Genomic DNA, 24,182 nt, shown 5'->3' on the forward strand with positions numbered 1-24,182 from the left:
CCGCGCCGCTCAGCGGGAGGTGGAGAAGGCCGCGTCGAAGGCGTCGGCCGGGGGCGTGATGGCGTTGAGCTTGCGGACGAAGGCGAGGGCCTCGGGGGCGCCGTCGAGGCGGTCCATGCCGGCGTCCTCCCACTCGACGCTGGTCGGGCCGGTGTAGCCGATCGCGTTCAGGGCGCGGAAGACGGGCTCCCACGGGACGGCGCCGTGGCCGGTCGAGACGAAGGTCCAGCCGCGGCGCGGGTTGGCCCAGGGCAGGTGCGAGCCGAGGACGCCGTTGCGGCCGTCGAGGTTGGCGATCGACTCCTTCACGTGCACGTGGAAGATGTGCTCGGCGAAGTCGAGGATGAACGCGACGCTGTCGAGCTGCTGCCAGACGAAGTGCGACGGGTCGAAGTTGAAGCCGAAGGACGTCCGGTGGCCGATCGCCTCGAGGGTGCGCTTCGCGGTCCAGTAGTCGTAGGCGATCTCGCTCGGGTGCACCTCCAGGCCGTAGCGGACGCCGACCTCCTCGAAGACGTCGAGGATCGGATTGAAGCGGTCGGCGAAGTCCTGGTAGCCGGCGGCGATCCACTCGTCGGACGCGGGCGGGAACATCGCCACGCCCTTCCAGATCGACGAGCCGGAGAAGCCGTTGACCTGCTTCACGCCGAGCGCGGCGGCGAAGCGGGCGGTGTCCTTGAGGTCCTGCGCGGCCCGCCGGCGGACGCCCTCGGGGTCGCCGTCGCCCCAGACGCGGTCGCTGAGGATGTCGCGGTGGCGCGCGTCGATCGGGTCGTCGCAGACGGCCTGGCCGGTGAGGTGGTTCGAGATCGCGAAGACCTGGAGGCCGTTCTTCTCGAGGATGTCCTTGCGGCTCTGCACGTACTCCGCGTCGTCCCAGCGGGCGACGTCGATGTGGTCGCCCCAGCAGGCGATCTCGAGGCCGTCGTAGCCCCACTCGCCGGCGAGACGGGCCACCTCCTCGAACGGGAGGTCTGCCCACTGGCCGGTGAAGAGGGTGATCGGTCGCGTCATCGCGGAGTCCTTACTCTCGACTCCCGTGCGCCGTCGCACCGGGAGAGGTAATTTGAAGTTCCAGGCAACATATCAGGCGCTCCCTCGAGCCCGAAAGGAACCGATCATCTCCTCGATCGACAGCGCATCGTCGCGCACCGACCTCCTCGTCACCGCCACCGCCGCTCCCACCTGGGAGGAGGGGCTGATCGTCGGCAGCGGCCGCGTCGGCGCCGTCGTCCACGGGCCGGCCGACGCGCTCACCGTGTCCCTGGCGCACGAGCGGTACTTCCTGCCCGTCAATGCGCGACCCGCCGCGCCCGATCTCGCCGGAGTGCGGGACGAGCTGCGCAGCGCCCTGCTGGCCGGCGACGCCGATGCGGCGAGCGAGGCCCTGACCCGCGGGGCGCGCTCCAGCGGCTACGACGGCGGCCTGATCTGGACCGATCCGCTCGGGATCTGCGCGACCGTCTCGATCCGCACGGCCGGCGGCGTCGCGTCGAGCCGCCGGCTGATCGATCCGCGGCTGGGCGAGGTCGCGGTCGAGTGGACCGACCTCGACGGCGGGCGGCACGCGGTGCGGCTGATCGCCCCGCACGGCGGCGAGAGCGTCCGGCTGTGCGTGGAGTCCGACCGGGACGGCGAGAGCGTCGTCGAGCTCGGGCTGGGCGCGGGCGACGCGACCTCGTTCGACACCGGGGTCCCGGACGCGTCGGCGGTCGTCGAGGCGAGCGTCGAGGGCGGGGCGACGGGGCGGCTCGTCGCCCTGGCCGGGACCGGCAGCGCGGAGACCGGGGGCGAGCGCGTCCGCGCGGTCGTGACCGCCGCCACCGGGACGCCGTGGCAGGTGGAGGGAGACGTCACGCGCTCCGTCGCGCCGGTCGCGGCCGGTGCGCCCCGGCTCCTCCGCCTCGACCTCTCGCTCTCGGACGGGGAGCCGGTGGCGGACGACCTGTCGTGGACCGACCTGCGCACGGCGCAGCGCGACGGCCACGGCCGCCTCGTCGGCGCCTCCGCTCTCGACCTGGCCGGCGCCTCCTCCGCCGTGCTCACCGAGGACCTCTGGGACGAGGCCCGCGCCGGCGACGAGGGCGCGCGCCGCCGCGTCGTCGAGCTCGCGTACCTCAGCGGCCGGGCGAACATCGTCGCCTCGACCGGTGAGCTGCCGCCGACGCTGCAGGGCGTCTGGCAGGGCACCTGGCGGCCGGCCTGGTCCGCGGACTACACGCTCAACGGCAACGTGCAGAACGGGGCGATGGCCGGGATGATCCCGACCGGCACGCCCGAGCTCGCGCTGTCGATCCTGGAGCTGGTGCTGCCGCACCTCGACGACTACCGCGAGAACGCGCGCCTCGTCTACGGAGCGGAGGGGATGCTGCTGCCGTCGCGGATGTCGACGCACGGCCGCGCGGACCACTTCGCGGCGAGCTACCCGCACCTGTTCTGGACCGGCTGCGGCGGCTGGGTGCTGCGCCTCGCCGCCGACGCCGTGGCCGCGACGGGCGACCGCGGGATCGTGGACGACCGGCTGTGGGAGCTGGCCGAGGGCGTGCTCCGCTTCGCCGAGACCGGCACGATCGTGGTCGACGGGGTCCGGCGGATCGTGCCGTCCTACTCCCCCGAGAACACGCCCGGCGGGGCGCGCTCGCCGCTGGCCGTCGACGCGACGATCGACGTTGCGGTGCTGCGCGACGCCGCCCGGGCGACCGCGCTGCTCGGGCGGGCCCGCGGCGACGACTCGCTCGACGAGCGCTGGGCGCGCGTGGTCGCCGAGCTGCCGGAGTACCGCGTGGCGGAGGACGGCACGCTCGCGGAGTGGATCGATCCGCGGTTCCCGGAGGAGATCGCGCACCGGCACGCCTCGCAGCTGTACCCGCTCTGGTACGGGGGCGATGCGGCGTTCGTGGGGGACGGTGCGGCGGCCGTGCGGCTGCGGGCGGCCGCGGCGGCGACGGTGGCCGCGAAGATCGCGTGGCGGGCCGAGGCGCCGACCGCTCCCCCGGGGCGGATGGAGATGGCGTTCGGGCTGGTGCAGGTCGGCACGGCGGCCGCGGCGCTGGGAGATGCGGAGTCGGCGCTGACCTGTGCCGAGTGGCTGGCGGTCGAGCACTGGTCGCCGACGCTGACGACCCGGCACGACGCGGGGCGCATCTTCAACCTCGACGCGAGCGGCGGGCTGCCGGGACTGGTCGCGGCGATGCTGCTCGGGTCGGACGACGAGTCGCTGACGGTGCTCCCGGCGCTGCCGTCGGTGTGGGCGCGCGGTGCGGTGACGGGGCTGCGGGCGCGCGGCGGGCTGGTCGTGGACCGGCTGGAGTGGGAGCCGGGACGCGCGTCGCTGACGGTGCGGCAGGTGCCGGGCGCGGAGTGGCTGGCGCCGGCGGGCGGGACGCGGCTGCGGACGCTCCGCGGCGCGGTGCTGCGGGTCGACGGGCGCGAGGTGTCGGGCGGGCTGCCGATCGGCGCGGAGGCGGTGCGCGTGGACGTGGAGTGGCGCGACTGAGGCTGCTCTCGGCGACTTCCGGCTCGCGGAACGCGTCTGGGCACGAGTGGCCGACCCCGCACCCCAGTCGGCCGATCCTCGCGCCTCATCCGCGCGAGAGGCACAGCTGGGCGCTTATCCGATAGTCGAGACCATGTCAGTTCAACCGCACGGACTCCCGCTCGACGGGGTCCAAGGTGTGGGTCGCAGTTGCGGGCGGCGGTGCTCGCGTTCACTGCCGCGCTGGTTCGACGTCTGCCGAAGCGCCGGGGCCGGCCCAGGACGTCGCACCCCGGCCGGTCGGCTGACCGTCCGGTCGCCGCCACCTTCTTCGTGTCGTGGCAGGAGTCGACGCCAGGACGCGCTCGCGAAGGCCACCGCGCCCCCCGCCCTCACCTGAGCGGGCGGGACTTCCAGGTCGCCTTACCTCAAACGTTTGAGTCGTATACATTGCCTCCGACCCCATCTCGACGAGGAGAACAATGACGACCCACACAAGTTCGACGGAGACGATCGCCTCCGTCCGTTCCTTCACCTGGAAGGACAAGGTCGGCTACCTCTTCGGCGACCTCGGGAACGACTTCATCTTCATCCTGGCCTCCAGCTACCTGCTGATCTTCTACACGAACGTGCTCGGCCTGAATCCGGCCCACGTCGGCACGCTCTTCCTCGTGATGCGTCTGGTCGATGCGTTCACCGATGTCGGCTGGGGCCGCTTTCTTGATCGCCACACACCGTCGCGGGCCGGCCGGTTCCGTCCCTGGATTCTGCGCGCGGCCATCCCGCTGGCGGTCGTGAGCGCGTTGCTCTACTCCCCCTTCGCCGCCGACTGGGACTACCCAGCGAAGATGATCTGGGCGGCCGTGACCTATGTCCTGTGGGGCACTGTCTTCTACACGATGGTCAACATCTCGTACGGATCGCTGGCCTCGGTGATGAGCCAGGACCCCGGCCAGCGCGCCTCCCTCTCCGTGTTCCGCGGAGTCGGCGCGAACCTCGCCGGCATCTTCGTCGCCCTCGTACCGCCGCTGTTCCTCTACGCGACGGTCGATGGGGTCTCGCAGGTCCTGCCCTCCGCGTTCTTCACGATCGGCATCGTCTTCTCGGCGCTGGCCCTCGTCTTCTACGTACTCTGCTACTCCCTCGTCCGCGAGCGGGTCCGCTCGATCCCGAACGTCGACAAGCCGAGCTTCGGCAGACTCCTGGCCTCGCTGGCCGGAAACCGGGCGCTGCTCTCGCTCATGTCAGCGAACCTGGTTCTCATCCTGTCATCGCTTCTCACCGGATCCGTTGGCGCTTATCTCTGGCTCATCTACTTCAACAACGGCGCTCTCTCAGGGGTGGCTGGGCTCGCCAACGCCCTGCCAGCGTTGATCGCGGCGCCCTTCATCTCCCGACTGGGCCGTCGCTTCGGCAAGAAGGAACTTCTCGTCGTCCTGCTGTTCGGGAGCTCCACCCTCTATTTCGTGCTGTTCTTCGTGGGGGTGACCTCGCCGTGGGTGTTCATCGCCATCAGCGTGATCGCCGGATTCGGGATCGGCTCCTTCAACCTCCTCGTCTGGGCGATCATCAGCGACGTGATCGACTTCCAGGAGGTGCGCACCGGGCAACGCGACGACGGCACGGTCTACGCCGTGAACACCTGGGCGCGCAAGGTCGGACTCGGGCTCGCGGGCGGGCTCGGCGGATACGCACTCGCCTTCATCGGCTTCCAGGCGGGTGCAGCTGTGCAGTCGCCCGGCACGATCCAGGGCATCTACACGGTCGCCACCCTGGTGCCCGGAGTGCTCTACGCCGTCGTCGCGCTGATCCTGCTGTTCTGGTACCCCCTGGGTCGACGCGCGGTCGAGGGCAACAGCGAAGAGCTCGAGAGCCGCCGCGTGGCCGTGGTGTCCTAGTCGCATGAGTCGCATCACCCTCAAGGACATCGCCACACGAGCCGGAGTCTCGGTGTCGACAGTCTCCTATGCGCTGAACGACCAGAGCACGGTGGTGCTGGCATCGGAGACGAAGACGCGGATCCGGATGCTGGCACGCACGCTCGGCTACGTGCCGAACGGGCTGGCGCGCTCACTCCAGGCCCGCTCGAGCCGGACGATCGGTGTGCTCCTGAACAAGCCACTGACCACTCCGCGCTACGCGGAGATCGCTCAGGGGCTGAGTGAAGGTCTGGCGGCAAGGGGTTTCCATCTCGCGCTCCTGGACGGCGATTCGGCCGACAACTGCGTGGAGGACGCCCGCGGCGGACGCCTCGAGGGTCTGGTGTTCATCGGCCACGACGACCACGAGGTTCCGGCCGACCTCGCCCGTGCGGTCGTCGAGCATCGCGTCCCGTTCACGGCGCTCGACTGCGGCTCCACCGCCGACACGGCCTGGGCCACCATCGACTTCGACTACGCCGCTGGTGTGGAGGAGTTGATCAGCCACCTCCGAGAGGAGGGCGTGACGCGGATCGTGCACGTGCTGCCGCAGGTGACTTCACGTGCCGACCGCGTGCGCACCACCGCCATGGCCGCCGCCACCTCCTCCCACGGCCTGTCGTGCCTCCCCGTCTCGACGGGAATGACCGACGATCTGCTCACCCGGCTCGAGTCCGATCCGTCAGCCGGCTCCGACTACTCCGTGGACATCACCCGACGACTCGACGAGGCCGCCGCCGCCATCCTCGCCCACGACACCGATACCACGGCGCTCGTGTGCTCCTGGGGGGCGGACGTCGAGGCGGTCTACCGCTGGGCGGCCATGACTGACGCCGGCCTGCGCGTGGCCGCTCTCGCCGGCGGCCAGCTCGACCCCCGCCTCTGGACGCGGCTCACCTACAGCCGACTGCCCCTGCGACGAGCCGGCGAGATCGCGGCCGGACTCATCATCGACGCCCGCGATCCCGGAACTCGGGCGTCCCGCATCACCCTCGCTCCCACGCTCGATACCGGCGGACGATCGCCGCGAGCACACGACACGGAAGGCCCCCGATGACCAACGTCGTCTTCATCATGTCCGACGACCACGCCGCGCATGCCATCTCGGCGTACGGCAGCCGCGTGAACAGCACGCCGAACCTCGACCGCATCGCCCACGAGGGCATGCGGATGGACGCCGTCTACTGCACCAACTCGATCTGCAGCCCCTCCCGGGCCTCGATCCTCACCGGCACCTACAGCCACCTCAACGGCGTCTCGTCGATCTGGACCGAGATGGACTACCGCGTGCCCACCTTCATCGACGTCCTGCACGACGCCGGCTACCGCACCGCGATGTTCGGCAAGTGGCACCTCGGCGAGCACGGCGTCTCGCAGCCCCGGGGCTTCGACACCTGGAAGGTGTTCCCCGGACAGGGCGACTACGTCGACCCGGAGATGATCGACGAGAACGGCACCGCGGTCGTCCCGGGCTACGCGACGGACATCGTGACCGACCTCTCGATCGACTGGCTCGACAGTCTCGACGAGGGCGAGCCGTTCTGCATGATGGTGCACCACAAGGCCCCGCACCGCCCCTGGGTCCCCGATGAGAAGCACGCCCACCTCTACGCCGACGGCTCGATCCCCGAGCCCGAGACCTTCCTCGACGACAGCGCCTCGCGCAGCAAGGCCGTCCGCGGCGTCCACATGACCATCGCCGACGACATGGGCGGCGACGACCTCAAGGTCGACATGCCGGAGGAGCTGCGCGGCCCGGAGAACCGCGAGGCGCGGATGCGCTGGAAGTACCAGATCTTCATGCGCGACTACCTGCAGTGCATCCAGTCCATCGACGACAACGTGGGACGGCTCCTGGACCACCTGGAGGAGAAGGGCCTCGCCGAGGACACCCTGATCGTCTACACCTCCGATCAGGGCTTCTTCCTCGGCGACCACGGCTGGTTCGACAAGCGCCTGATGTACGACCAGTCCCTGCAGATGCCGATGCTGATGAAGTGGCCGGCCGCGATCGAGCCGGGCACCCGGTCGGAGGCGATCATCACGAACGTCGACTTCGCCGCCACCTTCCTCGACGTCTGCGGCATCGCCGCGGACGAGGCGCTGCCCACGTCCCAGGGCCGGAGCTTCCTCCCGCTGCTGCGCGGCGAGCAGGTCGCGGACTGGCCCGACGCCGTCTACTACCGCTACTGGGAGCACGACGACCCGATCCACGCCGCTCCCGCCCACTACGGCATCCGCACGGACTCCTACAAGCTCATCTACTACTACGGTGCGGGCCTCGGCGTCCCGGGCGCCTCCGACGCGGTCTTCGAACCCGAGTGGGAGCTCTACGACCTCACCGCCGATCCCGAGGAGATGCGCAACGTCGCCGACGAGCCGGCCTACGCCGAGATCAAGGCCGGCCTCGAGGTGAAGCTCGCGGAGTACCAGCGGCACTACGACGACGAGCCCTACGCGGGCCCGGAGACGCCGCGCCCCGAGTGGGGACCGTACGACCACGAGCTCTTCGGGCGCCTACAGGAGTACGTCACTTCGATCCGCTCGGCGCAGTAGGAGCCGCCGACCGCACCCGAGATCCACCTGCGCGCGAAAGGGCCGACGATGACCGCCTCCTCCTCCACGCCTCTCACGGCGACGGTCGCCGTAGGCTCGACGCATGACTGAGTGCGGCCCTTCGTGCACCTGCGGCCCGCCCTCTCGCGGGACGGCGACCCGCATCGGACCCCGCCCGCTGCCTCTGGGCCCCGCGGTCCGCGGTGAGCACCGGGTGCCTCAGGCCCGGATCCCCCGGGGCGACTACCTCCGGGGCGATTCGTCCGGCGACGAGAACCGCGGCGACGGCGAGACTCCCCGGCACCGGGTCTCGCTCGCCGCGTTCTCGATCGACGCGACGACGGTCACCAACGCCGACTTCGCCCGCTTCATCGAGGCGACCGGGTACCGGACGGAGGCCGAGACGTTCGGGTTCTCGGCCGTGTTCCATCTGGCCGTGCGGGCACCTCGGTCCGCTGTCATGGGCCCCGCGTCCGGCACGCCCTGGTGGTACGGGGTGCGCGGCGCGGACTGGGCCCACCCGGGCGGGCCGGACTCGGGCATCGAGGACGTCCTCGACCACCCGGTCGTGCACGTGAGCTGGAACGACGCGCAGGCGTACTGCGGCTGGGCCGGCCGGCGACTGCCCACGGAGGCGGAGTGGGAGTACGCGGCGCGCGGCGGGATCGAGGGCGCGAAGTACCCGTGGGGCGACGACGAGGTCGACGCCGGCGGCTGGCGCGCGAACATCTGGCAGGGCCGCTTCCCCACCCAGAACACGGTCGAGGACGGCTGGCTGACCACCGCACCGGCCGCCGCGTTCGCGGCCAACGGGTACGGGCTGCACCAGAGCGTCGGGAACGTGTGGGAGTGGTGCGCGGACTGGTACGACCCCCGCGCCTACACGCCCGAGCCCGTCACCGACCCCCGCGGACCGGCGGCCGGGCAGGCGCGCGTGCTGCGCGGCGGCTCGTACCTCTGCCACCTCTCCTACTGCAACCGCTACCGCAACTCCGCCCGCTCCTCGAACACCCCCGACTCCTCCATGGGCAACGCCGGCTTCCGCACCGTCGGCCTGCGCGACGGAGAGCTGTCATGAGACGGTTCCCGGCGAACGTCTACCGGCACGGCGACGAGCCCGACGCCCGCTTCAGCCTCGCCAACGAGCGCACCTTCCTCGCCTGGATCCGCACCGCGCTGGCCCTGCTCGCCGGCGGCGTCGCCCTCGAGGCGCTCGGGCTGGGCCTGCACCCCGGCTTCCGGCTCGCGGCATCGATCCTGCTGATCACCGCCGGGATCCTCACGCCTCTGCAGGCCTGGATCGGCTGGACGCGCACCGAGCGCGCCCTGCGACTGAACACCCCCCTGCCCTCGGCCGCCCTCGCCCTGCCCCTGGGCCTGATCGTCGTCGTCACCGGGATCCTGGTGCTCCTCGCGATCGTCCTCGCGTGAGCGAGACCGACCGCTCCGCGCGCCCCTTCGACGCCGGGCTGCAGCCCGAGCGCACCGCACTCGCCTGGCGCCGCACCGCGCTCGCGCTCACCGCCGGAGCCCTCGTCGGCATCCGCATCCTGCCCACGATCCTCGGACCCTGGGCCCTCCTGCCCGCCGGCGGCGGACTGCTCCTCGCGCTCCTGATCCTCGTCCAGTCGCACCATCGCTACCGGACCCACCACCGCGTTCTCACCACCAGCAGCACCGACCGCGTCCCCCTCCCCGACGGCCGGCTCCCCGCACTGGTCGCCGCAGCCGCACTCCTCGCGGGAACGGCCGCACTGCTCGTCGTCGTCGCCGGAGCGTCGCGCGGGAGCGGCTAGCTCGAACTGCGGGAGACCAGGACAGGCCCGCCGGGGTCGACGGCCCGGACCGCGTCGGCGATGCGGACCTCCGACGAGCCGCAGCGGGAGGGCATCCGCCGCGGTCTCGACCCGCTGCACGAGCGCCACCGGCGCTTCGCACTCCACGCACTCGAGGTCACCGACCCGGAGGGGGCGCGGGCGGAGGACGTCGACCTCGTCTTCGGGCTCGTGGAGAGCATCGTGTCCCAGCGCTACTGGGGTGAGCAGGAGGACCGCGCGGCTTACGGCCGGTCGATCGCACGCGGGTGCCTGCGGCTCGTCGGAGTCGGCGAGCCGGACATCGAGACGGCCGCGATCAGCGCCGCGGACGTCCTCGCACGGTATGACACTGGCGGCCCACCCCACGTGCAGTGATCGCGCCGAAGACGGCGGCACACAGTGCGGCCGCTCCGCCGCGAACTGACGCCTGGTCGGCGCCTTCCCTCCGACGCCACGGGTCTCGTCGAACTCGTCCTGATGCGGGCAGGCAGTCGGCCGAGCACCCGGGCATCGTCGGAACCGTCGTCGACGTCCTCGCCGACGAACCCCCAGTGCGCCTCTCAGACCAGTGCGCCTCTCAGAGGAGAGGTCAAGAGGTCGGTTCCGGCAGCAGGCCTGCCTGCTGCTGGAAGGTCAGGTCGTCCTCGAGGTGCCAGTCCTCGACGATCCGCCCGCTCGCGCCGACGTGCTGGATGTCGATCGCGCCGAACTCGATCGGCCGGCCCTCGCCCTGGACTCCGCCGGAGACGCCGGTGAAGTGGCCCGTGAAGGTCAGGCGTGCCGTGAAGGTGTCACCCGTGACGTAGAGGTCGTCGAGTGAGCACGCGAGGTCGGGGACGGCCGCGCGGAACTGCTCCGAGGCGGCGATCGGCCCCTCGGGCCCCTGGGGTCGCCCCTCGGGGAGGGTGCGGTCGAGGAAGGAGTCGTCGACGGCGAGCTCGAGCCAGGACGCGTCGCCCGTGTTCCAGAAGGCGTAGAGCTGCTGCGCGCGGAGGACGACGGGCCGGCTCTCGTCGACGCTCGAGCCGCCCAGATGCACCGTGCCGGGCTGCACGAGGCCGTCGTCGCGGCTCACCGCCGCCGCCGGGTCCTCTGTCGGGACCGTGCCGGCGCATCCGGCGGTGGCGAGGAGTCCGGCGAGACCGACGGCGAGCAGGGGTGCGCGACGCTTCACGAGAGCCGCCCGCCGCCGTCGACGTGCAGCGTCGTCCCGGTCACGAACGTGTTGTCCATGGCGAAGCGGACGGCGGAGACGATGTCGCCGACCGAGCCGATCCGGCGAGCGGGGTTCCCGGCCGCAGTCTCGGCGAACATCGCTGACTTCTCCTGCTCGCCCAGCGCGTCCCAGGCGCCGGAGTCGATGATCCCCGGCGAGATCGCGACGGCGCGGACCGGAGCGAGCTCGACCGCGAGCGCCTCGACGAGGAAGGACACCGCTCCGTTGGTCGTCGCCATCACCGCGAGCCCCGCCGACGGCTTCCACGCCGCGACGCCGGAGAAGAAGAGGAAGCCGCCACCCGGCCGGATCGAGGAGGCGAGGTGCTTGGCGAGCAGGATCGGCCCGATGACCTTCGCGTCGAACGCCGTCAGGACGGCGTCGCGCTCCAGCTCGCGGACCGGGCCGTTCGCGTGCGCCGCCGCGAACGACACGACGAAGTCGAGCGGCCCGAGGTGCGCGGCCGCGGCGATGCTCGCCTCGTCGGCGAGGTCGATCCGAAGGGACCGGAACCGGTCTCCGAACTCCGTCGCGTCATCACCGAGGGCCTCCGGGTGACGCCCGCCGACGATCACCTCATCGCCCTTCGCGAGCAGCTCGCGCACGAGAGCGCGGGCGATGCCGGATCCCCCGCCGACGACGAGCACGCGGTTCTTCTTCTCGTTCATGGTGGCCTTCCTGTCGGGGAGCCGGTGCGGCTCCTTCCTTCGAGACAACCAGGGGAAGGACGCGCTCAGTCCATAAACGACCGTCGTATATCAGAGGTCAGGCATAGAGTTCGTCTATGCCCAGTCTTCGAGCTCTCGAGGTGATGGTGGTGCTGGCGCGGGTCGGATCGATCGGCGCGACCGCTCGCGAGCTGCACCTCTCGCAGCCCGCGGTCTCCCACCAGGTCGCGTCCCTCGAGCGCGAAGTCGGAGTGCCCCTCGTGGACCGGAACCCTGCCGGCGCGACCCTCACCCGGTACGGCCGAGCGCTCGTCGATCACGCCCGCCTCGCCGTCGACGCCGCCGAGCGCGCCGTGGCGGCCGCGCGGACGGCGGACGCGGAGCAGCCGATCCGGCTCGCCGTCGCCGAGAGCTTCACGCTGCCCTTCCTCGTCCCTGTGGTCACCCGGTGGAACGCCGACGGACGCACGCCGCTGCAGCTCGTCGAGACGACCAGCGCCTCCGCCTCGATCGAGGACCTGCGCGCCGGCCTCCTCGACCTCGTCGTCGTCCCCGGGCCGGCGACGCTCGACGGACTGCTCGTGGAGCGCTTGGGGATCGAGGAGATCGTCGTCGTCGGCCGGACCGCCGGAGAGGACTCGCCGGGTCGGATCCCGATCGCGGCGCTCGGCGACGAGGCGGGCGTGATCGGGGTGGACGCGTCGAACGGCTACAGCGCCTGGTTGGCGGAACGCCTCGCCGGCGCGGGAGTGGTCGTCTCCTACCGCCTGCAGACCCGCTCCGTGCAGCAGGCCGCCGCCCTGGCGTCCGCCGGATTCGGGATCGCCCCCGTCCCGCGGAGTGCCCTCTCGGCCGGAACGGTCGCCGTCGGACTGCGACCGCCACTCGAGCGCACCGTTCTGGCCATCACTCGAGCCTCACCCGATGAGTCCGTGACGGCCCTCGTCGAAGCCCTGCGCAACAGAGTCTCCTCCGCGACCCGCGTGTAGAGCCGCGTCGCCGTTCGAACGGTCGATACTCCGAGTTCCAGGAGCGGGAGGCCCCGGCTCGAACGAGGTGCCCTTCGCGTCCCCTCACATCGAGGAACGCCCGCACCATCCGGCACTCACAAGCGCTCTCCACGCGGCGATGCTGCTCGGGTCGGACGACGAGACGCTGCCGGCGCTGCCGGCGCTGCCGGCGGTGTGGGCGCGCGATGCGGTGACAGGGCTGCGGGCGCGCGGCGGGACCGTGGTTGACCGGCTGGAGTGGTCGCCGGGGCGGGCGTCGCTGTGGGCGCGGCGGGTGCCGGGCGCGGAGTGGCTGGTGCCGGCGGACGGGACGCGGCTGCGGACGCCCCGCGACGCGGTGCTGCGGGTCGACGGGCGCGGGGTGTCGGGCGGGCTGCCGATCGGCACGGAGCCGGTGCGCGTGGACGTGGAGTGGCGCGACTGAGGCCGCTGGGGTGACCTCCGGCTCGCGGAACGCGCCTCGGCACACCGAAACAGACGGAACCAGCGAGCCGGACGCGGAAACGCGAGCCGAAGATCGGCCGGAGGCCAGCCGCGGCGACCTCCGGCACGCGGAACACGCCTCGGCACGCTGAGACACGCGGATCCAGCGAGCCGGACATGGAACCGCGAGCCGGAGATCGGCCGGAGGTCGACCGGGGTGACCTCCGGCACGTGGAACGCGCCTCGGCACGCGGGAACAGCCGGATCCGGCGAGCCGGAGGCGGTTCCGCGAGCCGGAGATGCCGCCGGAGGTGCCGCCGGAGGTGCTGCCGGAGGTGCTGCCGGACGCCGCCCGCGCTCAGGCGTCCCGCCGCCCGTAGCGGTCGTAGATGCGGTTGCGGGCCGCCAGCTCAGCCGGCGGCAGGCGCTGGGCGTCGGCGATCTCGTAGACGCCGAAGGTGTCGCGCAGGCGCGAGGACGGGTCGACCTCGACGAAGGTGCACCAGGGCAGCCAGTGGTGGTGGCTGCGGAGGGTCTGGGTCGCGAAGTCGCCGCTCTCGTGGCCGAGGCCGGGCATCGCGTAGCCGATGCTGCCGTCGACGTCGGTCGACTGGCGGGTGTTGCGGTGCAGGAACTCCGCGACGTCGCGGTAGTGGTCGTCGCCGGTGATCAGGGACAGCCGGTAGTAGCTGTACGAGCAGGCCGCCAGGTAGACGTCCGCCCCGCCGCCGAGGGTGATGATGCTCTGTCCGCTGATCGAGTACCGGTTGAACGGATGCGGCCAGGGCGCGACCACCGGGAAGGACCAGGCGTAGGTCCAGGTCTCGGTGTAGTCGGCGGCGCGGACGGCGCCCTCCAGCCAGCGGTGCTCCTCGGTCAGGTCGTAGAGCGCGAGGAAGCCGAACAGCCCGTAGATGCCGGCCTCCTTGTCCTGGATGTCCGCGTTGTCGCAGGTGCCGCCGCGGTACTCGAGCGTCCGGTGGATGTTCGCGAACGACCACTCGCCGGCGCGCACGGCGGACTCGCGGTAGCGCGCCTCCCCCGTCACCAGGTGCAGCTGCACGAGGAAGCGGATGACGCTCGGGGTGTTCGAGCGCGAGTCCATCCGCACCGAGCCGTCGGCGTTGTAGGCGCGGTGGAAGCTGCCGTCGGCGTCCTGCACTTCGAGCAGCCAGTCGGCGGTCCGCCGGCAGACCTCGAGCCAGAGCGGCCGCTCGTCGCCGAGGCCGCGCAGGTGCAGGTAGGCGTCGAGGATCGCCTCGACACCGTCGGCGAGCATCCGCAGGTAGTGCGGGTACGGCTCGAAGCCGCCGAGGGAGGGGTTGAAGCACATCCGCGGCGGACCGGACTCGGGCAGGGCCGTCCGCGCCCAGAAGTCGACGATACCGACGCCCTGCTCGAACGCCTCGGGCACGCCCTCGCGGTCGCCGTAGCGCAGCAGCTGGTAGCCGATGCCGGGCTGCTGCCCGACGAAGCCGAACTGGAACGAGACGCTCGAGACGTCCAGGTCCGGCAGCTGGCAGGCGAACGGCAGGCCCCAGGAGTCGCCGTAGCGGCGGGTGAGGCGCTGCAGGATCGCCATGCCGTGGTGGAAGTGCCGCTCGTTGTCGACCTCGAACAGGTCGTCGCGGAGGCGCGCGTAGGCGCTGCGCCAGGTGGCGCGCATCATCGTCGCGAAGTCGTCGTGGCGGCCGAGGTCGACGGCGACGGCGTAGCGCTGGCGGAAGCCGACCTCGACCGGGTGGTTGACCCGCTGCAGCGACTTCGGCGCCGCGTCGTAGTCGAGCCCGGAGTAGGGGTTGTCGACCGGGCGCTCGCCGTCGGCGCCGGGGTAGACGTAGTCGATCGACAGGCCGGCGGGCTCCTCGTCGAGCGGCGTCCGCACGCCGAAGCCGTAGTAGAGGTAGTTCAGCGTGGTGCCCTGCGGGCGGCTCAGGCCGATCGAGCCGACGGTGCACTCCGGGTCGGTGAAGTTCTCCGAGCGCACCACGTCCAGGCGCGGCAGCGTGACGTCGGCCGCCCAGCGCGAGAGCGCCACGGTCTCGCCGGTGGCGAGGCTCTGCGCGGCGAACAGCGGCAGCGCGTAGTGCGTCTCGGTGCGCCAGAAGTACTCGCTGCCGGGGTCGCGGCCCATCGCGTCGGCCGGGCCGAAGGCGTTGTCGCGGTACCAGGCGCCGGGCGCGAAGCACTCGTAGTCGCGGAGGTCGTCGGACCCGGTCAGCCCGAGCGAGATCGCCGTGGCGAAGCCGAGGTCGCCGCCGGCCGCGAGCACCTCGACCTCGCGGTGCACGGAGAAGCCGGCGCCGGCGACGCGCCAGACGTCGGTGACGGCGAAGGACGAGCCCGAGCGCGCGGTGATCGTGCCGGTGGCGGTGAGCGCGCCGTCCGCGATCGAGACGTCGTCGTAGGGCGCGCCGGAGTACTCGCTGATCGCGGTGACGGTCTTCACCGTGACGCGCAGCGGGCGGTCGTTGGCGTAGAGGACGTGCTCGCCCGCGAGCACCTCGAGGCCGCCCGCACGGGCGCGCAGGGTGTAGTCGCCGGAGCGGAGTTCCACGGTGGATCCTTCCTGGAGGGTCATGTCAGTGCTTCTCGTCGTGCGTGCGGAGGTCGGCCGCGGACGCGTCCGCCGGCCCCGGCTCGTCCTCGAGCCGCCGCGCGCCCGGATCGAAGCGCCGCGAGCCCGGCCGGAACAGCAGCGCGACTCCGCCCTCCACGAGCGCCGCGACGAGCAGGAGGATCGCGAACGGGATCAGCGAGATCTCGGCCCACGCGCCCATCACCGGCATCACCAGGCCGGCCGCCGTGAAGCTGACCGTGCCGAGGATCGCGGTGACGCTGCCCGCCTCGCTCGACGGGCCCTGGAGCGAGAGGTACTGCACCGGCGCGAAGCCGAGCGAGCGCCCGGCGAGCGCGAAGGTGAGCGCGCCGACGACGACGAGCAGCGGCTGCGTCCCGGTGAGGGCGAGCACCGCGACCACCACGGCGCCGACACCCGTGACGATCGCGGACGCGAACATCGCGAAGCGGGGCCCGAACCGCGGCACGATCACCCGGCCCGTCGTCTGCCCGACCGCGATGGTCACGAGCGAGGTGACCAGGAACAGCAGCCCGTAGAGGTCCGGCCCCACCGCGTAGACGTTCGTGTAGAGGAACGGCGCCGTCGCCAGGTAGGCGAATCCGACCGACCAGCCGGCCGCCGAGGCGGCGGCGAGCGCCAGCACCCGTGGCCGCCTCAGCATCCCGAACGAGTTCCGCAGCGACGGGCCGAGCCCGCCCTGGTGCCGCCGCTCGCGGGGCAGCGTCTCGGGCAGCACCAGCAGCGCGATCACGGTGGCGAGCGCTCCCCAGGCGGCGACCGCGAGGAAGGAGCCGCGCCAGTCGATCACCTTGGTCAGCTGTGCGCCGACGGAGGGGACCAGGATCGGGAAGACCGAGACGATCACGGCGAGGTTCGCGAGCATCGTCACGAGCCGCTTGCCGCTGTAGAGGTCGCGGACGATCGCGGTGACGACCACTCCGGCCGCGGTGCAGGCCGCACCCTGGACGAAGCGCGCCGAGAGCAGCACCGCCGTGTCGGAGGTCATCGCCGCGACGAGGCTCGCCGCGATGTGCAGCGCCGCCGAGACGCCGAGCGGCCATTTGCGGCCGACCGCGTCGCTGAGCGGACCCGAGATCAGCTGGCCGGCCGCGAAGCCGAAGGTCGCGCCGGTGACCACCAGCTGGGCGGTCGCGACCGAGACGCCGAGGTCGTCCTGGAGCGTCGGCAGGAAGGGCAGCACCAGGTCGATGGTGAGCGGCCCGAAGCCGACCAGCATCGCGAAGATCGGCAGCAGCAGCCGGCCGCGGGGCATCGCCCGGGTGGCGGAGGCGGTGGTGGCGGAGGCGGTCATGAGCGCGGAGCGCAGGTCACGGAGGGAGTCCTGTCCATCAGCTCCCGGCCGAGACCGGGAAGTAGAGCGAGAAGGGTTCGTCGACGACCTCGTGCAGAGGCCGGAAGCGGATCGCGGCGGGCTGGCCGAGGGTGCGGTAGCCGCGGAGCCACTGGGTCCACTGCCGCTCGTTGTCGGGGGCGAGCAGCGCGGGGGCGTCCTCGAGGCGGCCGCGGAGGCTCACCTCGCGGTCGACGAGGCCGGCCAGCACGACCGGCCCCTCGACGAACGCGACGGTGCCGGGCTCGTCCGGGATCGGCACGGCGCGGATCTCGGTGCCGAAGGCGAGGTCGACGCCGGTGCGGCCGCCGGGGTGCGTCAGCAGGAGCGCGCCGTCGCGGCGCTGGACCCGCGCGGTGTCGCCCGCGAGGCTCGGCTCGCCGACGGTCCACTCCGGCACCCGGATCCGCACCCGCAGCGCGACCCCCTCCGCCGACTCCACCGTGACCCGGATCCGCGACGCGGACGGCCGGTGCGCATCGCCCGCCTCCCCCGCGTTCGCGTCCGGGCCCACGTAGCCGGCGTTGTCGAGCACCTCGACCCGCACGGCCGCCTCGCCCGCGGCGGTCGCCACGCGGACGCTCGCGTCGACGTGCTGCGCGATCGTCAGCTCGGCGTCGCCGCCGCGGTAGAAGACGAGACCGGAGTGGCGGGTGTGCGCCTGCACCAGCGTGCCGTGGCAGCACCAGAAGTCCTCGGTCGGGCTGCCCCAGTCCTTGCGGGCGCCGCCCTCCATCGGCAGGAAGTAGGCGACCAGCCCGGTCCTCGGGTTCTGCTGGGCGAGCAGGCCGTTCCAGAGGTTGCGCTCGATGTAGTCGGCGTAGGCGAGGTCTCCGGTCCAGCGCAGCAGCACGTCGGCCAGCCGGATCATGTTGTAGACCGTGCAGTGCTCCTGCGTCTTCTCGCCGCGGCGGGCGGCGAACTCGAACGGCGGCGTCCAGATCTCGCCCGAGGTCTGGCCGCCGGTGCAGAAGGTGCCGCGGAGCACGACCGCCTGCTCCCAGTAGGCCTCGACGATCCGCCGCCAGCGCTCGTCGCCGGTGACCTCGTAGGCGCGGGCGGCGCCGAGCACCTCGGGGATCGTGGTGTTGGCGTGCATGTTGGTGAGCACGTCGCGGCCCGCGAGCAGGCCCTCGAAGAGCGAGCGGCGGTCGTAGCGCTCGAGCAGCTCCGCGTAGACGGGGTCGCCGGTGATCGCGAGGAGGTCGGCCCAGACCTCGAGCATGCCGCCGGTCTCCACCTCGAGGATCTCCTGGAACGCGTCGTCGTCGAAGCCACGGACCCACTCCAGCAGCGGAGTCGTCGCCGCCCGCGCCATCCGCAGCGCCCGCTCGTCGCCGAGGTCGAGGTGCAGGTCGACCAGGCCCATCAGCAGCTTGTGCATCGCGTACTGCGGCGCCCAGATCGGGCGGCCGGTCGCGAGGCGGTCGAGGTAGCCGCGCGGGATGGCCCAGATCCAGCCGCCGCCGTTCTCCTCCTGGCAGCGCTCGAGACCGTCGAGCACCGAGCCGATCCGGGCGCGGAGCAGCGGATCGCCGGTGACGGCGACCTCGCGCGCCGCGGCCGAGAGCCAGTGGCCGAGGAAGTGCCCGCGCAGCTGCGAGCCCGGCGTCTCCCAGCCCCAGTGCCGGTCGAGTCCGCGAGCCTCGCGCGAGTCCTGCGAGGGGTGCAGGTGCCAGCCCTGGTCGCCGATCCCGGCCTCGATGCGGAAGTTCTGCAGCAGCCCCTCGTCGCTCAGCGAGAGCAGGTAGTCGCGGTTGAGCCGCCGCCGCGCGTCGAGCACTCCGCGCTCCAGGCGGGACTCGTGCGGGGCCGGGTGGGTCAGCGGCATGGATGCTCCTCGGCGGTGAGTGATCGGGGTGGGCGGATCGAAGCGGGGTGGATCTGCAGTGAGCGGGAGGACGACGGGATCGCCGGTGGTCGAGATCGATCTCTCACTGTACTCAGACCAGGATCGACGGTAGGAATGTCATCATGCAATCCCCGAGAGTGATCCATCTCGTCGCCGATGACGTGTCCGCCCTCCTCACTCAGTCGGGAGGCGACCTGCCCGTCCTGCTGCACTGGGGTCCGCGGATCGACGCGAGCGACGACGACCTCGCCCTTTTCGCAACCACCCCCGTGAGAACGGGGATGGACGGCGGTTCGGACGTGCCCTACGAGCCCGGGATCCTCCCCGAGCACACTTTCGGCTGGGCCGGTCTGCCCGGTCTCCGGGTGCACCGCGAGGGCGCCGGCTGGTCGCCGCGGCTCACCGTGGACGCCGTCTCGGTGGACGGCGAGGCCCTCGCGGAGGGCACTGTCGTGCAGCCCGGAAGCGCCGCCGTGACCGTCGAGGCGCACGACGCGCAGGCCGGAATCGGGGTCGTGCTGGAGATCGTTCTCTCGCCCGCGGGACTGCTCCGGACGCGCGTCTCCGTCCGCAACGACGGCACCGGGCACCTCGAGGTGATCGGCGCCGACCCCGCCCTGCGGATCCCGAACGAGGCCCGCGAGATCCTGGACTTCTCCGGCCGCTGGGGCACTGAGAAGATCCCGCAGCGCCACCCCGTCGTCACCGGCAGCCACTCGCGCTCCTCGCGGCGCGGCCGCACGGGCCTGGACGCGACGACGGTCGTCGCGATCGGCACCCCCGGCTTCGACGCGGCCGACGGCAAGGTCTGGCTCTGCCACGTCGGCATCGGCGGCAACCACGAGCACGCCGTGGAGCGCGGCGACGGCTGGCTCGCCTTCCGCGGCGGCGAGCTGCTCCTCCCCGGCGAGGTCCGCCTCGCGAGCGGCGAGAGCTACTCCTCCCCCTGGATCTCCGGCAGCTTCGGCCACGGCCTCGACGCCGCCGCCGCCCGCTTCCACGCCTACCTCCGCGGAGTCTCGCGCTCCTCGCTCCGCCCGCGCCCGGTCACCCTCAACGTCTGGGAGGCGGTCTACTTCGAGCAGGACTTCGCGACCCTCGCCGAGCTGGCCGACCGCGCCGCCGCCCTGGGGGTCGAGCGCTACGTGCTCGACGACGGCTGGTTCCTCGGCCGCAGCGACGACCGCGCGGGCCTCGGCGACTGGACGCCCGACCCCGTCTCCTGGCCGGACGGCCTCCTCCCCCTGGCCGAGCACGTCCGCGGCCGGGGCATGGAGTTCGGCCTCTGGGTCGAGCCCGAGATGATCAACGAGGACTCCGACCTCGCCCGCGCGCACCCCGACTGGATCCTGCGCGCCCGCGAGGAGCTGCCGCCGCGCTTCCGGTTCCAGCAGGTGCTCGACCTGACCAACCCGGACGCGTTCGCGCACATCCTCGGCGTGCTCGACGGCCTGGTCGCCGACCTCGGCGTCGCGTACCTCAAGTGGGATCACAACCGCGATCTGATCGACGCCGGGCACCCCGCCACCGGCACCGCCGCCGTGCACGAGCAGACGCTCGCGCTCTACCGGCTGATCGACGAGCTGCGCGAGCGGCACCCCGAGCTCGAGATCGAGAGCTGCGCCTCCGGTGGCGGCCGCGTCGACCTCGGGATCCTCGAGCGCACCGACCGCGTGCACACCTCCGACAACCAGGACCCGCTGGACCGCTCGCGGATGCTGCGCTGGACCGGGCTGCTCGTGCCGCCGGAGATGCTCGGCTCGCACGTCGCCTCGCCGGTCAACTCCGTCACGGGCCGCACCAGCGACCTGCACACCCGCTGCGCGATCGCCTTCCTCGGCCACTTCGGCCTCGAGTGGGACCTCCGCGAGCTGGACGCCGAGGAGGAGCCGGTGCTGGCCGGCTGGATCGCGGCGTACCGCGAGCACCGCGGGCTGATCGCCACGGGCCGGGTCGTCGGGAGCGGCGACTCCGACCCCGACGCGCCGTCGCTGCGCGGCGTCGTCGCGACCGACGGCTCCGAGGCGCTCTACACCTTGGTCACGCCGTCACTGACGGCGGACTCGCGCCGCCGCGTCCGCCTCCCGGGCCTGGACCCGCTCGCCCGCTACCGCGTCGAGGCCGCGCGCCCCGGCTCGCTCGGCCCGCCCTGGCAGAGCCCGCGCTGGCTGGAGGCGACCGTGCCGCTCGACTCCGACGCCCCGGCCCCCGCCTACTCGGGGAGCCTGCTGGGCGAGGCGGGCCTGGACCTGCCGACCTTCCACGCCGACCGCGCGATCGTCCTGCGGCTCGTCCGCGTCGACGCGTGAGCGCCGCAGCCCCGACCACTGCCGACTCGCCCGCCACCACCCTGGAGCACCCCGTGAACACCACCGTCACCGTCGACCTCGACCGGCCCGGCGCCACCATCAGCAAGCACGTCTACGGCCACTTCGCCGAGCACCTCGGCCGCTGCATCTACGACGGCTTCTGGGTCGGCGAGGACTCGCCCGTCCCGAACGCCGGCGGGATCCGCCTGGACGTCGTCGAGGCCCTGCGCGCCCTCGACATCCCCAACCTCCGCTGGCCGGGCGGCTGCTTCGCCGACCGCTACCACTGGACCAACGGCATCGGCCCGCGCGAGGAGCGCCCCGGCCTGATCAACACCCAGTGGGGCGGGGTCGCCGAGGACAACTCCTTCGGCACCCACGAGTTCATGGCGCTCTGCGAGCTGCTCGGCGCCGACGCCTACATCTCCGGCAACATCGGCTCCGGCACCGTGCAGGAGATGGCGGACTGGGTCGAGTACCTCACCGGCGCCGGGAAGTCGCCGATGGCCGACCTCCGCCGCTCGCACGGCCGCGAGGAGCCGTGGACCGTCCGCTACTGGGGCCTCGGCAACGAGACCTGGGGCTGCGGCGGCAACATGCGCGCCGGCGCCTACGCCGATCTCGCCCGCCAGTTCGGCACCTTCGTGCAGAGCGGCAACGACGTGCCGCTGCACCGCATCGCGGCCGGCGCCGACGGCGCGGACACGCACTGGACGCAGACGCTGATGGAGGTGATCCCCGAGATCGAGGGGCATCCCTTCTCCTCCGTGCCCTGGGAGTCGGTCTCGGTGCACTACTACACGATCGGCGGCAGCTGGCACGCGAAGGGCAGCGCCACCGACTTCGACTCGGACACCTACTGGAGCACGATCGTCGCCGCGCAGGGCATCGAGGAGCTGCTGCGCTCGCACGCCGCCGTGATGGACGTGCACGACCCCGAGAAGAAGTACGGGATGGTGCTCGACGAGTGGGGCACCTGGTGGGACGTCGAGCCGGGCACGCACCCGGGCTTCCTCTTCCAGCAGAACACCATCCGCGACGCGATGGTCGCGGGAATCCACTTCGACGTCTTCCACGCCTTCGCCGACCGGCTCTCGATGGCGAACATCGCGCAGACCGTCAACGTGCTGCAGGCGATGCTGCTCACCGACCCCGACGGCGGCGAGATGGTGCGCACGCCCACCTACCACGTGTTCGAGATGAACAAGGGGCACCAGGACGCGACGGTGCTGCCGACCACGGTCGCCGGGCCGACCCACGCGGTCGACGGGCGCGAGATCGCGCTGGCCTCGGCCTCCGCCTCGGTGAAGGACGGGCGCGTGCTGGTCTCGATGACCAACGTCGACCTCGACGAGCCGCTGGAGATCGAGCTGTCCTTCCGCGGCGGTTCTGTGACCGGAGCGACGGGGCGGCTCCTCACCGCCGACTCGCCCCAGGCGCACAACCGGCCGGGCGACGCCGACGCGGTCAGCCCGGTCGCGCTCGAGGGGCTGGAGACCACGGCGACGGGGCTGCGGGTGACGCTGCCGCCGCACTCCTTCGCGACGGTGTCGCTGGAGCTGCCCGACGACGTGGCGGGCTCGCTCGTGGCAGGGTCGGAGGCATGATCGCGACGCGCACCGAGGCCGCCCGCCGCCCGCCGATGGGCTGGAACAGCTGGGACTGCTTCGGCTCCTCCGTCACCGAGGACGAGGTGCTGGCCAACGCCGAGTACCTCGCCGAGCACCTGCTCCCGCACGGCTGGGACACGGTCGTCGTCGACATCCAGTGGTACGAGCCGGACCCCGGCACGAGCGACTACCAGGAGGTGTCGGAGCCGGTCCTGGACGACTGGGGCCGGCCGCAGCCCGCGGTGGGGCGCTTCCCCTCCGCGGCGACCGGAGGCTTCACCGCGCTCGCCGCGCGCGTGCACGCCCTCGGGCTGCGCTTCGGCGTGCACCTGATGCGCGGCGTGCCCCGCCGGGCCGCCGAGCTCGGGCTGCCGGTGCTCGGCTCCGACGCGACCTGCGCCGACATCGCCGACCGCGGGAACGTCTGCCCGTGGAACCCGGACAACTTCGGCGTCGACATGACGGTGCCGGGCGCGCAGCAGTACTACGACTCGGTGATGGCGCAGCTGGCCTCGTGGGGCGTCGACTTCGTCAAGCTCGACGACGTGCTCTACCCGCCGATCCAGGCCGACGAGATCGCCGCGCTCTCCCGTGCGATCGACGCGACCGGCCGGCCGATGGTGCTGAGCCTATCGCCGGGCAAGCAGCTCTCGCTGGAGAACCTGGAGCTGCTCCGGGACACCGCGCAGATGTGGCGGATCTCGGACGACTTCTGGGACGACTGGGCGCACCTGCAGGAGCAGTTCCAGCGCGCCGCCCGCTGGGCGCCGCACCAGCGCCCGGGCGCCTGGGCCGACGCCGACATGCTGCCGCTCGGCCGGATCGGCGTGCGGGCGCACGTGGGCGAGGACCGCCTGTCGCGGTTCACCCCCGCCGAGCAGCGCACGCTCGTGACGCTCTGGTGCCTGCTGCGGTCGCCGCTGATGATGGGCGGGCACCTCCCGGACACCCCGCCCGAGACGCTCGCGCTGCTGACGAACGACGACGTGCTGGCCCTGCTGTCCAGCGAGGGCAGCCGCGAGATCGTCCGCGACGGCGACCTCGTCGTCTGGAGCGCCTGGCAGGGCGACGTGCAGTGGCGCGGCGTCTTCTGGCTCGGCGACTCCCCGCGCGAGTACTCCGCGCACCTCGCCGACCTCGGCTGCACCGGCACCCCCGTCGACGCCTGGACGGGCGAGCCCCTCCCCGTCGCCGACGGCGCGGTCACCCTGACCCTCGAGCCCCACGGCGCGCACCTGCTCCGCTTCGCCTGACCCGCCGCGCCCCTTCATGCTGATCGAGTAGCGCCCGCAGGGCGCGTCTCGAGATCCACCACCGCAAGCACGCGAGGTCTCGATACGCCGCTCCGCGGCTACTCGACCAACAAGAAGGAAGCCGCTTCGCGGCTGCGTTTCC

General features: G+C 72.3%; 19 protein-coding genes. 13 read left to right on the forward strand and 6 right to left on the reverse strand.

Annotated elements, in window-relative coordinates; genetic code table 11:
* Positions 1-9: 9 nt before the first annotated feature.
* Positions 10-1,014 carry a sugar phosphate isomerase/epimerase gene (locus MT351_RS09800; RefSeq protein ID WP_123736555.1) on the reverse strand — a complete coding sequence of 335 codons (1,005 nt, stop codon included), beginning with the start codon at positions 1,012-1,014 and terminating at the stop codon, positions 10-12.
* 25 nt (positions 1,015-1,039) lie between these two features.
* Here MT351_RS09800 and MT351_RS09805 point away from each other — a divergent pair, with 25 nt between their 5' ends.
* The 8 genes from MT351_RS09805 (at position 1,040) to MT351_RS09840 (ending at position 10,142) form a co-directional block, all read left to right on the forward strand.
* The gene (locus MT351_RS09805; RefSeq protein ID WP_243582070.1) at positions 1,040-3,496 is read left to right on the forward strand and encodes a glycoside hydrolase family 95 protein; all 2,457 of its coding nucleotides are present in this window, start codon (positions 1,040-1,042) and stop codon (positions 3,494-3,496) included.
* Positions 3,497-3,957: 461 nt separating this feature from the next.
* Complete coding sequence (locus tag MT351_RS09810; protein WP_123736325.1) at positions 3,958-5,373, forward strand: MFS transporter; 1,416 nt, start codon at positions 3,958-3,960, stop codon at positions 5,371-5,373.
* A 4-nt stretch (positions 5,374-5,377) separates the two neighbouring features.
* Complete coding sequence (locus MT351_RS09815; protein WP_132436900.1) at positions 5,378-6,451, forward strand: LacI family DNA-binding transcriptional regulator; 1,074 nt, start codon at positions 5,378-5,380, stop codon at positions 6,449-6,451.
* On the forward strand, positions 6,448-7,950 hold the full coding sequence (locus MT351_RS09820; RefSeq protein ID WP_123736327.1) for a sulfatase: 1,503 nt from the start codon (positions 6,448-6,450) through the stop codon (positions 7,948-7,950). The genes MT351_RS09815 and MT351_RS09820 overlap by 4 nt, the downstream gene beginning before the upstream one ends.
* A gap of 103 nt (positions 7,951-8,053) precedes the next feature.
* On the forward strand, positions 8,054-9,028 hold the full coding sequence (locus MT351_RS09825) for a formylglycine-generating enzyme family protein (protein ID WP_243582071.1): 975 nt from the start codon (positions 8,054-8,056) through the stop codon (positions 9,026-9,028).
* Positions 9,025-9,381, forward strand: coding sequence for a YidH family protein (locus tag MT351_RS09830; protein ID WP_123736328.1), 357 nt, complete (start codon positions 9,025-9,027; stop codon positions 9,379-9,381). The genes MT351_RS09825 and MT351_RS09830 overlap by 4 nt, the downstream gene beginning before the upstream one ends.
* Positions 9,378-9,746, forward strand: coding sequence for a DUF202 domain-containing protein (locus MT351_RS09835; protein ID WP_132436896.1), 369 nt, complete (start codon positions 9,378-9,380; stop codon positions 9,744-9,746). Before MT351_RS09830 ends, MT351_RS09835 begins: the two co-directional genes overlap by 4 nt.
* Positions 9,747-9,806: 60 nt before the next feature.
* Positions 9,807-10,142, forward strand: a complete 336-nt coding sequence (locus tag MT351_RS09840; RefSeq protein ID WP_243582072.1) for a hypothetical protein — start codon at positions 9,807-9,809, stop codon at positions 10,140-10,142.
* Positions 10,143-10,356: 214 nt separating this feature from the next.
* On the opposite strand, the gene MT351_RS09845 is transcribed toward MT351_RS09840, so the two are convergent.
* The gene (locus tag MT351_RS09845; protein WP_243582073.1) at positions 10,357-10,941 is read right to left on the reverse strand and encodes an ester cyclase; all 585 of its coding nucleotides are present in this window, start codon (positions 10,939-10,941) and stop codon (positions 10,357-10,359) included.
* Positions 10,938-11,651 (reverse strand): SDR family oxidoreductase, encoded by a 714-nt coding sequence (locus MT351_RS09850; RefSeq protein ID WP_132436890.1) that lies wholly within the window; start codon positions 11,649-11,651, stop codon positions 10,938-10,940. Before MT351_RS09850 ends, MT351_RS09845 begins: the two co-directional genes overlap by 4 nt.
* A gap of 116 nt (positions 11,652-11,767) precedes the next feature.
* Between MT351_RS09850 and MT351_RS09855 the strand changes: the two genes are divergently transcribed.
* Both MT351_RS09855 and MT351_RS09860 read left to right on the forward strand, forming a co-directional pair.
* On the forward strand, positions 11,768-12,640 hold the full coding sequence (locus tag MT351_RS09855) for a LysR family transcriptional regulator (RefSeq protein WP_243582074.1): 873 nt from the start codon (positions 11,768-11,770) through the stop codon (positions 12,638-12,640).
* Between the two features lie 139 nt (positions 12,641-12,779).
* Complete coding sequence (locus tag MT351_RS09860) at positions 12,780-13,085, forward strand: glycoside hydrolase family 95-like protein (protein WP_243582075.1); 306 nt, start codon at positions 12,780-12,782, stop codon at positions 13,083-13,085.
* 357 nt (positions 13,086-13,442) lie between these two features.
* Here the strand turns inward: MT351_RS09860 and MT351_RS09865 are convergent, their stop codons facing one another.
* The 3 genes from MT351_RS09865 to MT351_RS09875 are packed head-to-tail and all read right to left on the reverse strand — an operon-like array spanning position 13,443 to position 18,847.
* Positions 13,443-15,641 carry a hypothetical protein gene (locus MT351_RS09865; RefSeq protein ID WP_243582076.1) on the reverse strand — a complete coding sequence of 733 codons (2,199 nt, stop codon included), beginning with the start codon at positions 15,639-15,641 and terminating at the stop codon, positions 13,443-13,445.
* A gap of 25 nt (positions 15,642-15,666) precedes the next feature.
* Complete coding sequence (locus MT351_RS09870) at positions 15,667-16,977, reverse strand: MFS transporter (protein ID WP_243582077.1); 1,311 nt, start codon at positions 16,975-16,977, stop codon at positions 15,667-15,669.
* A gap of 37 nt (positions 16,978-17,014) precedes the next feature.
* Positions 17,015-18,847: a beta-L-arabinofuranosidase domain-containing protein gene (locus MT351_RS09875; protein ID WP_243582078.1), complete on the reverse strand. Its 1,833-nt coding sequence runs from the start codon at positions 18,845-18,847 to the stop codon at positions 17,015-17,017.
* Positions 18,848-18,990: 143 nt separating this feature from the next.
* Here MT351_RS09875 and MT351_RS09880 point away from each other — a divergent pair, with 143 nt between their 5' ends.
* Genes MT351_RS09880 through MT351_RS09890 form a run of 3 tightly spaced genes read left to right on the forward strand, consistent with a single transcriptional unit; the run spans position 18,991 to position 24,040 of the window.
* The gene (locus tag MT351_RS09880; protein ID WP_243582079.1) at positions 18,991-21,177 is read left to right on the forward strand and encodes an alpha-galactosidase; all 2,187 of its coding nucleotides are present in this window, start codon (positions 18,991-18,993) and stop codon (positions 21,175-21,177) included.
* A complete protein-coding gene (locus tag MT351_RS09885; RefSeq protein WP_374204762.1) occupies positions 21,174-22,784 on the forward strand; it encodes an alpha-N-arabinofuranosidase in 1,611 nt (536 codons plus the stop codon). Before MT351_RS09880 ends, MT351_RS09885 begins: the two co-directional genes overlap by 4 nt.
* Positions 22,781-24,040 (forward strand): alpha-galactosidase, encoded by a 1,260-nt coding sequence (locus tag MT351_RS09890; RefSeq protein WP_243582080.1) that lies wholly within the window; start codon positions 22,781-22,783, stop codon positions 24,038-24,040. Before MT351_RS09885 ends, MT351_RS09890 begins: the two co-directional genes overlap by 4 nt.
* The last annotated feature ends 142 nt before the right edge of the window (positions 24,041-24,182 follow it).

Source organism: Rathayibacter sp. VKM Ac-2926, assembly GCF_022815565.1.
Taxonomy (GTDB): domain Bacteria; phylum Actinomycetota; class Actinomycetes; order Actinomycetales; family Microbacteriaceae; genus Rathayibacter; species Rathayibacter festucae.

Excerpts from the sequence above, each read along its gene's own strand:
- MT351_RS09800 (WP_123736555.1), bottom strand. The coding sequence starts at position 1,014 with ATGACGCGACCGATCACCCTCTTCACCGGCCAGTGGGCAGACCTCCCG.
- MT351_RS09810 (WP_123736325.1), top strand. The coding sequence starts at position 3,958 with ATGACGACCCACACAAGTTCGACGGAGACGATCGCCTCCGTCCGTTCC.
- MT351_RS09815 (WP_132436900.1), top strand. The coding sequence starts at position 5,378 with ATGAGTCGCATCACCCTCAAGGACATCGCCACACGAGCCGGAGTCTCG.
- MT351_RS09820 (WP_123736327.1), top strand. The coding sequence starts at position 6,448 with ATGACCAACGTCGTCTTCATCATGTCCGACGACCACGCCGCGCATGCC.
- MT351_RS09825 (WP_243582071.1), top strand. The coding sequence starts at position 8,054 with ATGACTGAGTGCGGCCCTTCGTGCACCTGCGGCCCGCCCTCTCGCGGG.
- MT351_RS09830 (WP_123736328.1), top strand. The coding sequence starts at position 9,025 with ATGAGACGGTTCCCGGCGAACGTCTACCGGCACGGCGACGAGCCCGAC.
- MT351_RS09840 (WP_243582072.1), top strand. The coding sequence starts at position 9,807 with ATGCGGACCTCCGACGAGCCGCAGCGGGAGGGCATCCGCCGCGGTCTC.
- MT351_RS09850 (WP_132436890.1), bottom strand. The coding sequence starts at position 11,651 with ATGAACGAGAAGAAGAACCGCGTGCTCGTCGTCGGCGGGGGATCCGGC.
- MT351_RS09855 (WP_243582074.1), top strand. The coding sequence starts at position 11,768 with ATGCCCAGTCTTCGAGCTCTCGAGGTGATGGTGGTGCTGGCGCGGGTC.
- MT351_RS09860 (WP_243582075.1), top strand. The coding sequence starts at position 12,780 with ATGCTGCTCGGGTCGGACGACGAGACGCTGCCGGCGCTGCCGGCGCTG.
- MT351_RS09870 (WP_243582077.1), bottom strand. The coding sequence starts at position 16,977 with ATGACCGCCTCCGCCACCACCGCCTCCGCCACCCGGGCGATGCCCCGC.
- MT351_RS09875 (WP_243582078.1), bottom strand. The coding sequence starts at position 18,847 with ATGCCGCTGACCCACCCGGCCCCGCACGAGTCCCGCCTGGAGCGCGGA.
- MT351_RS09880 (WP_243582079.1), top strand. The coding sequence starts at position 18,991 with ATGCAATCCCCGAGAGTGATCCATCTCGTCGCCGATGACGTGTCCGCC.
- MT351_RS09890 (WP_243582080.1), top strand. The coding sequence starts at position 22,781 with ATGATCGCGACGCGCACCGAGGCCGCCCGCCGCCCGCCGATGGGCTGG.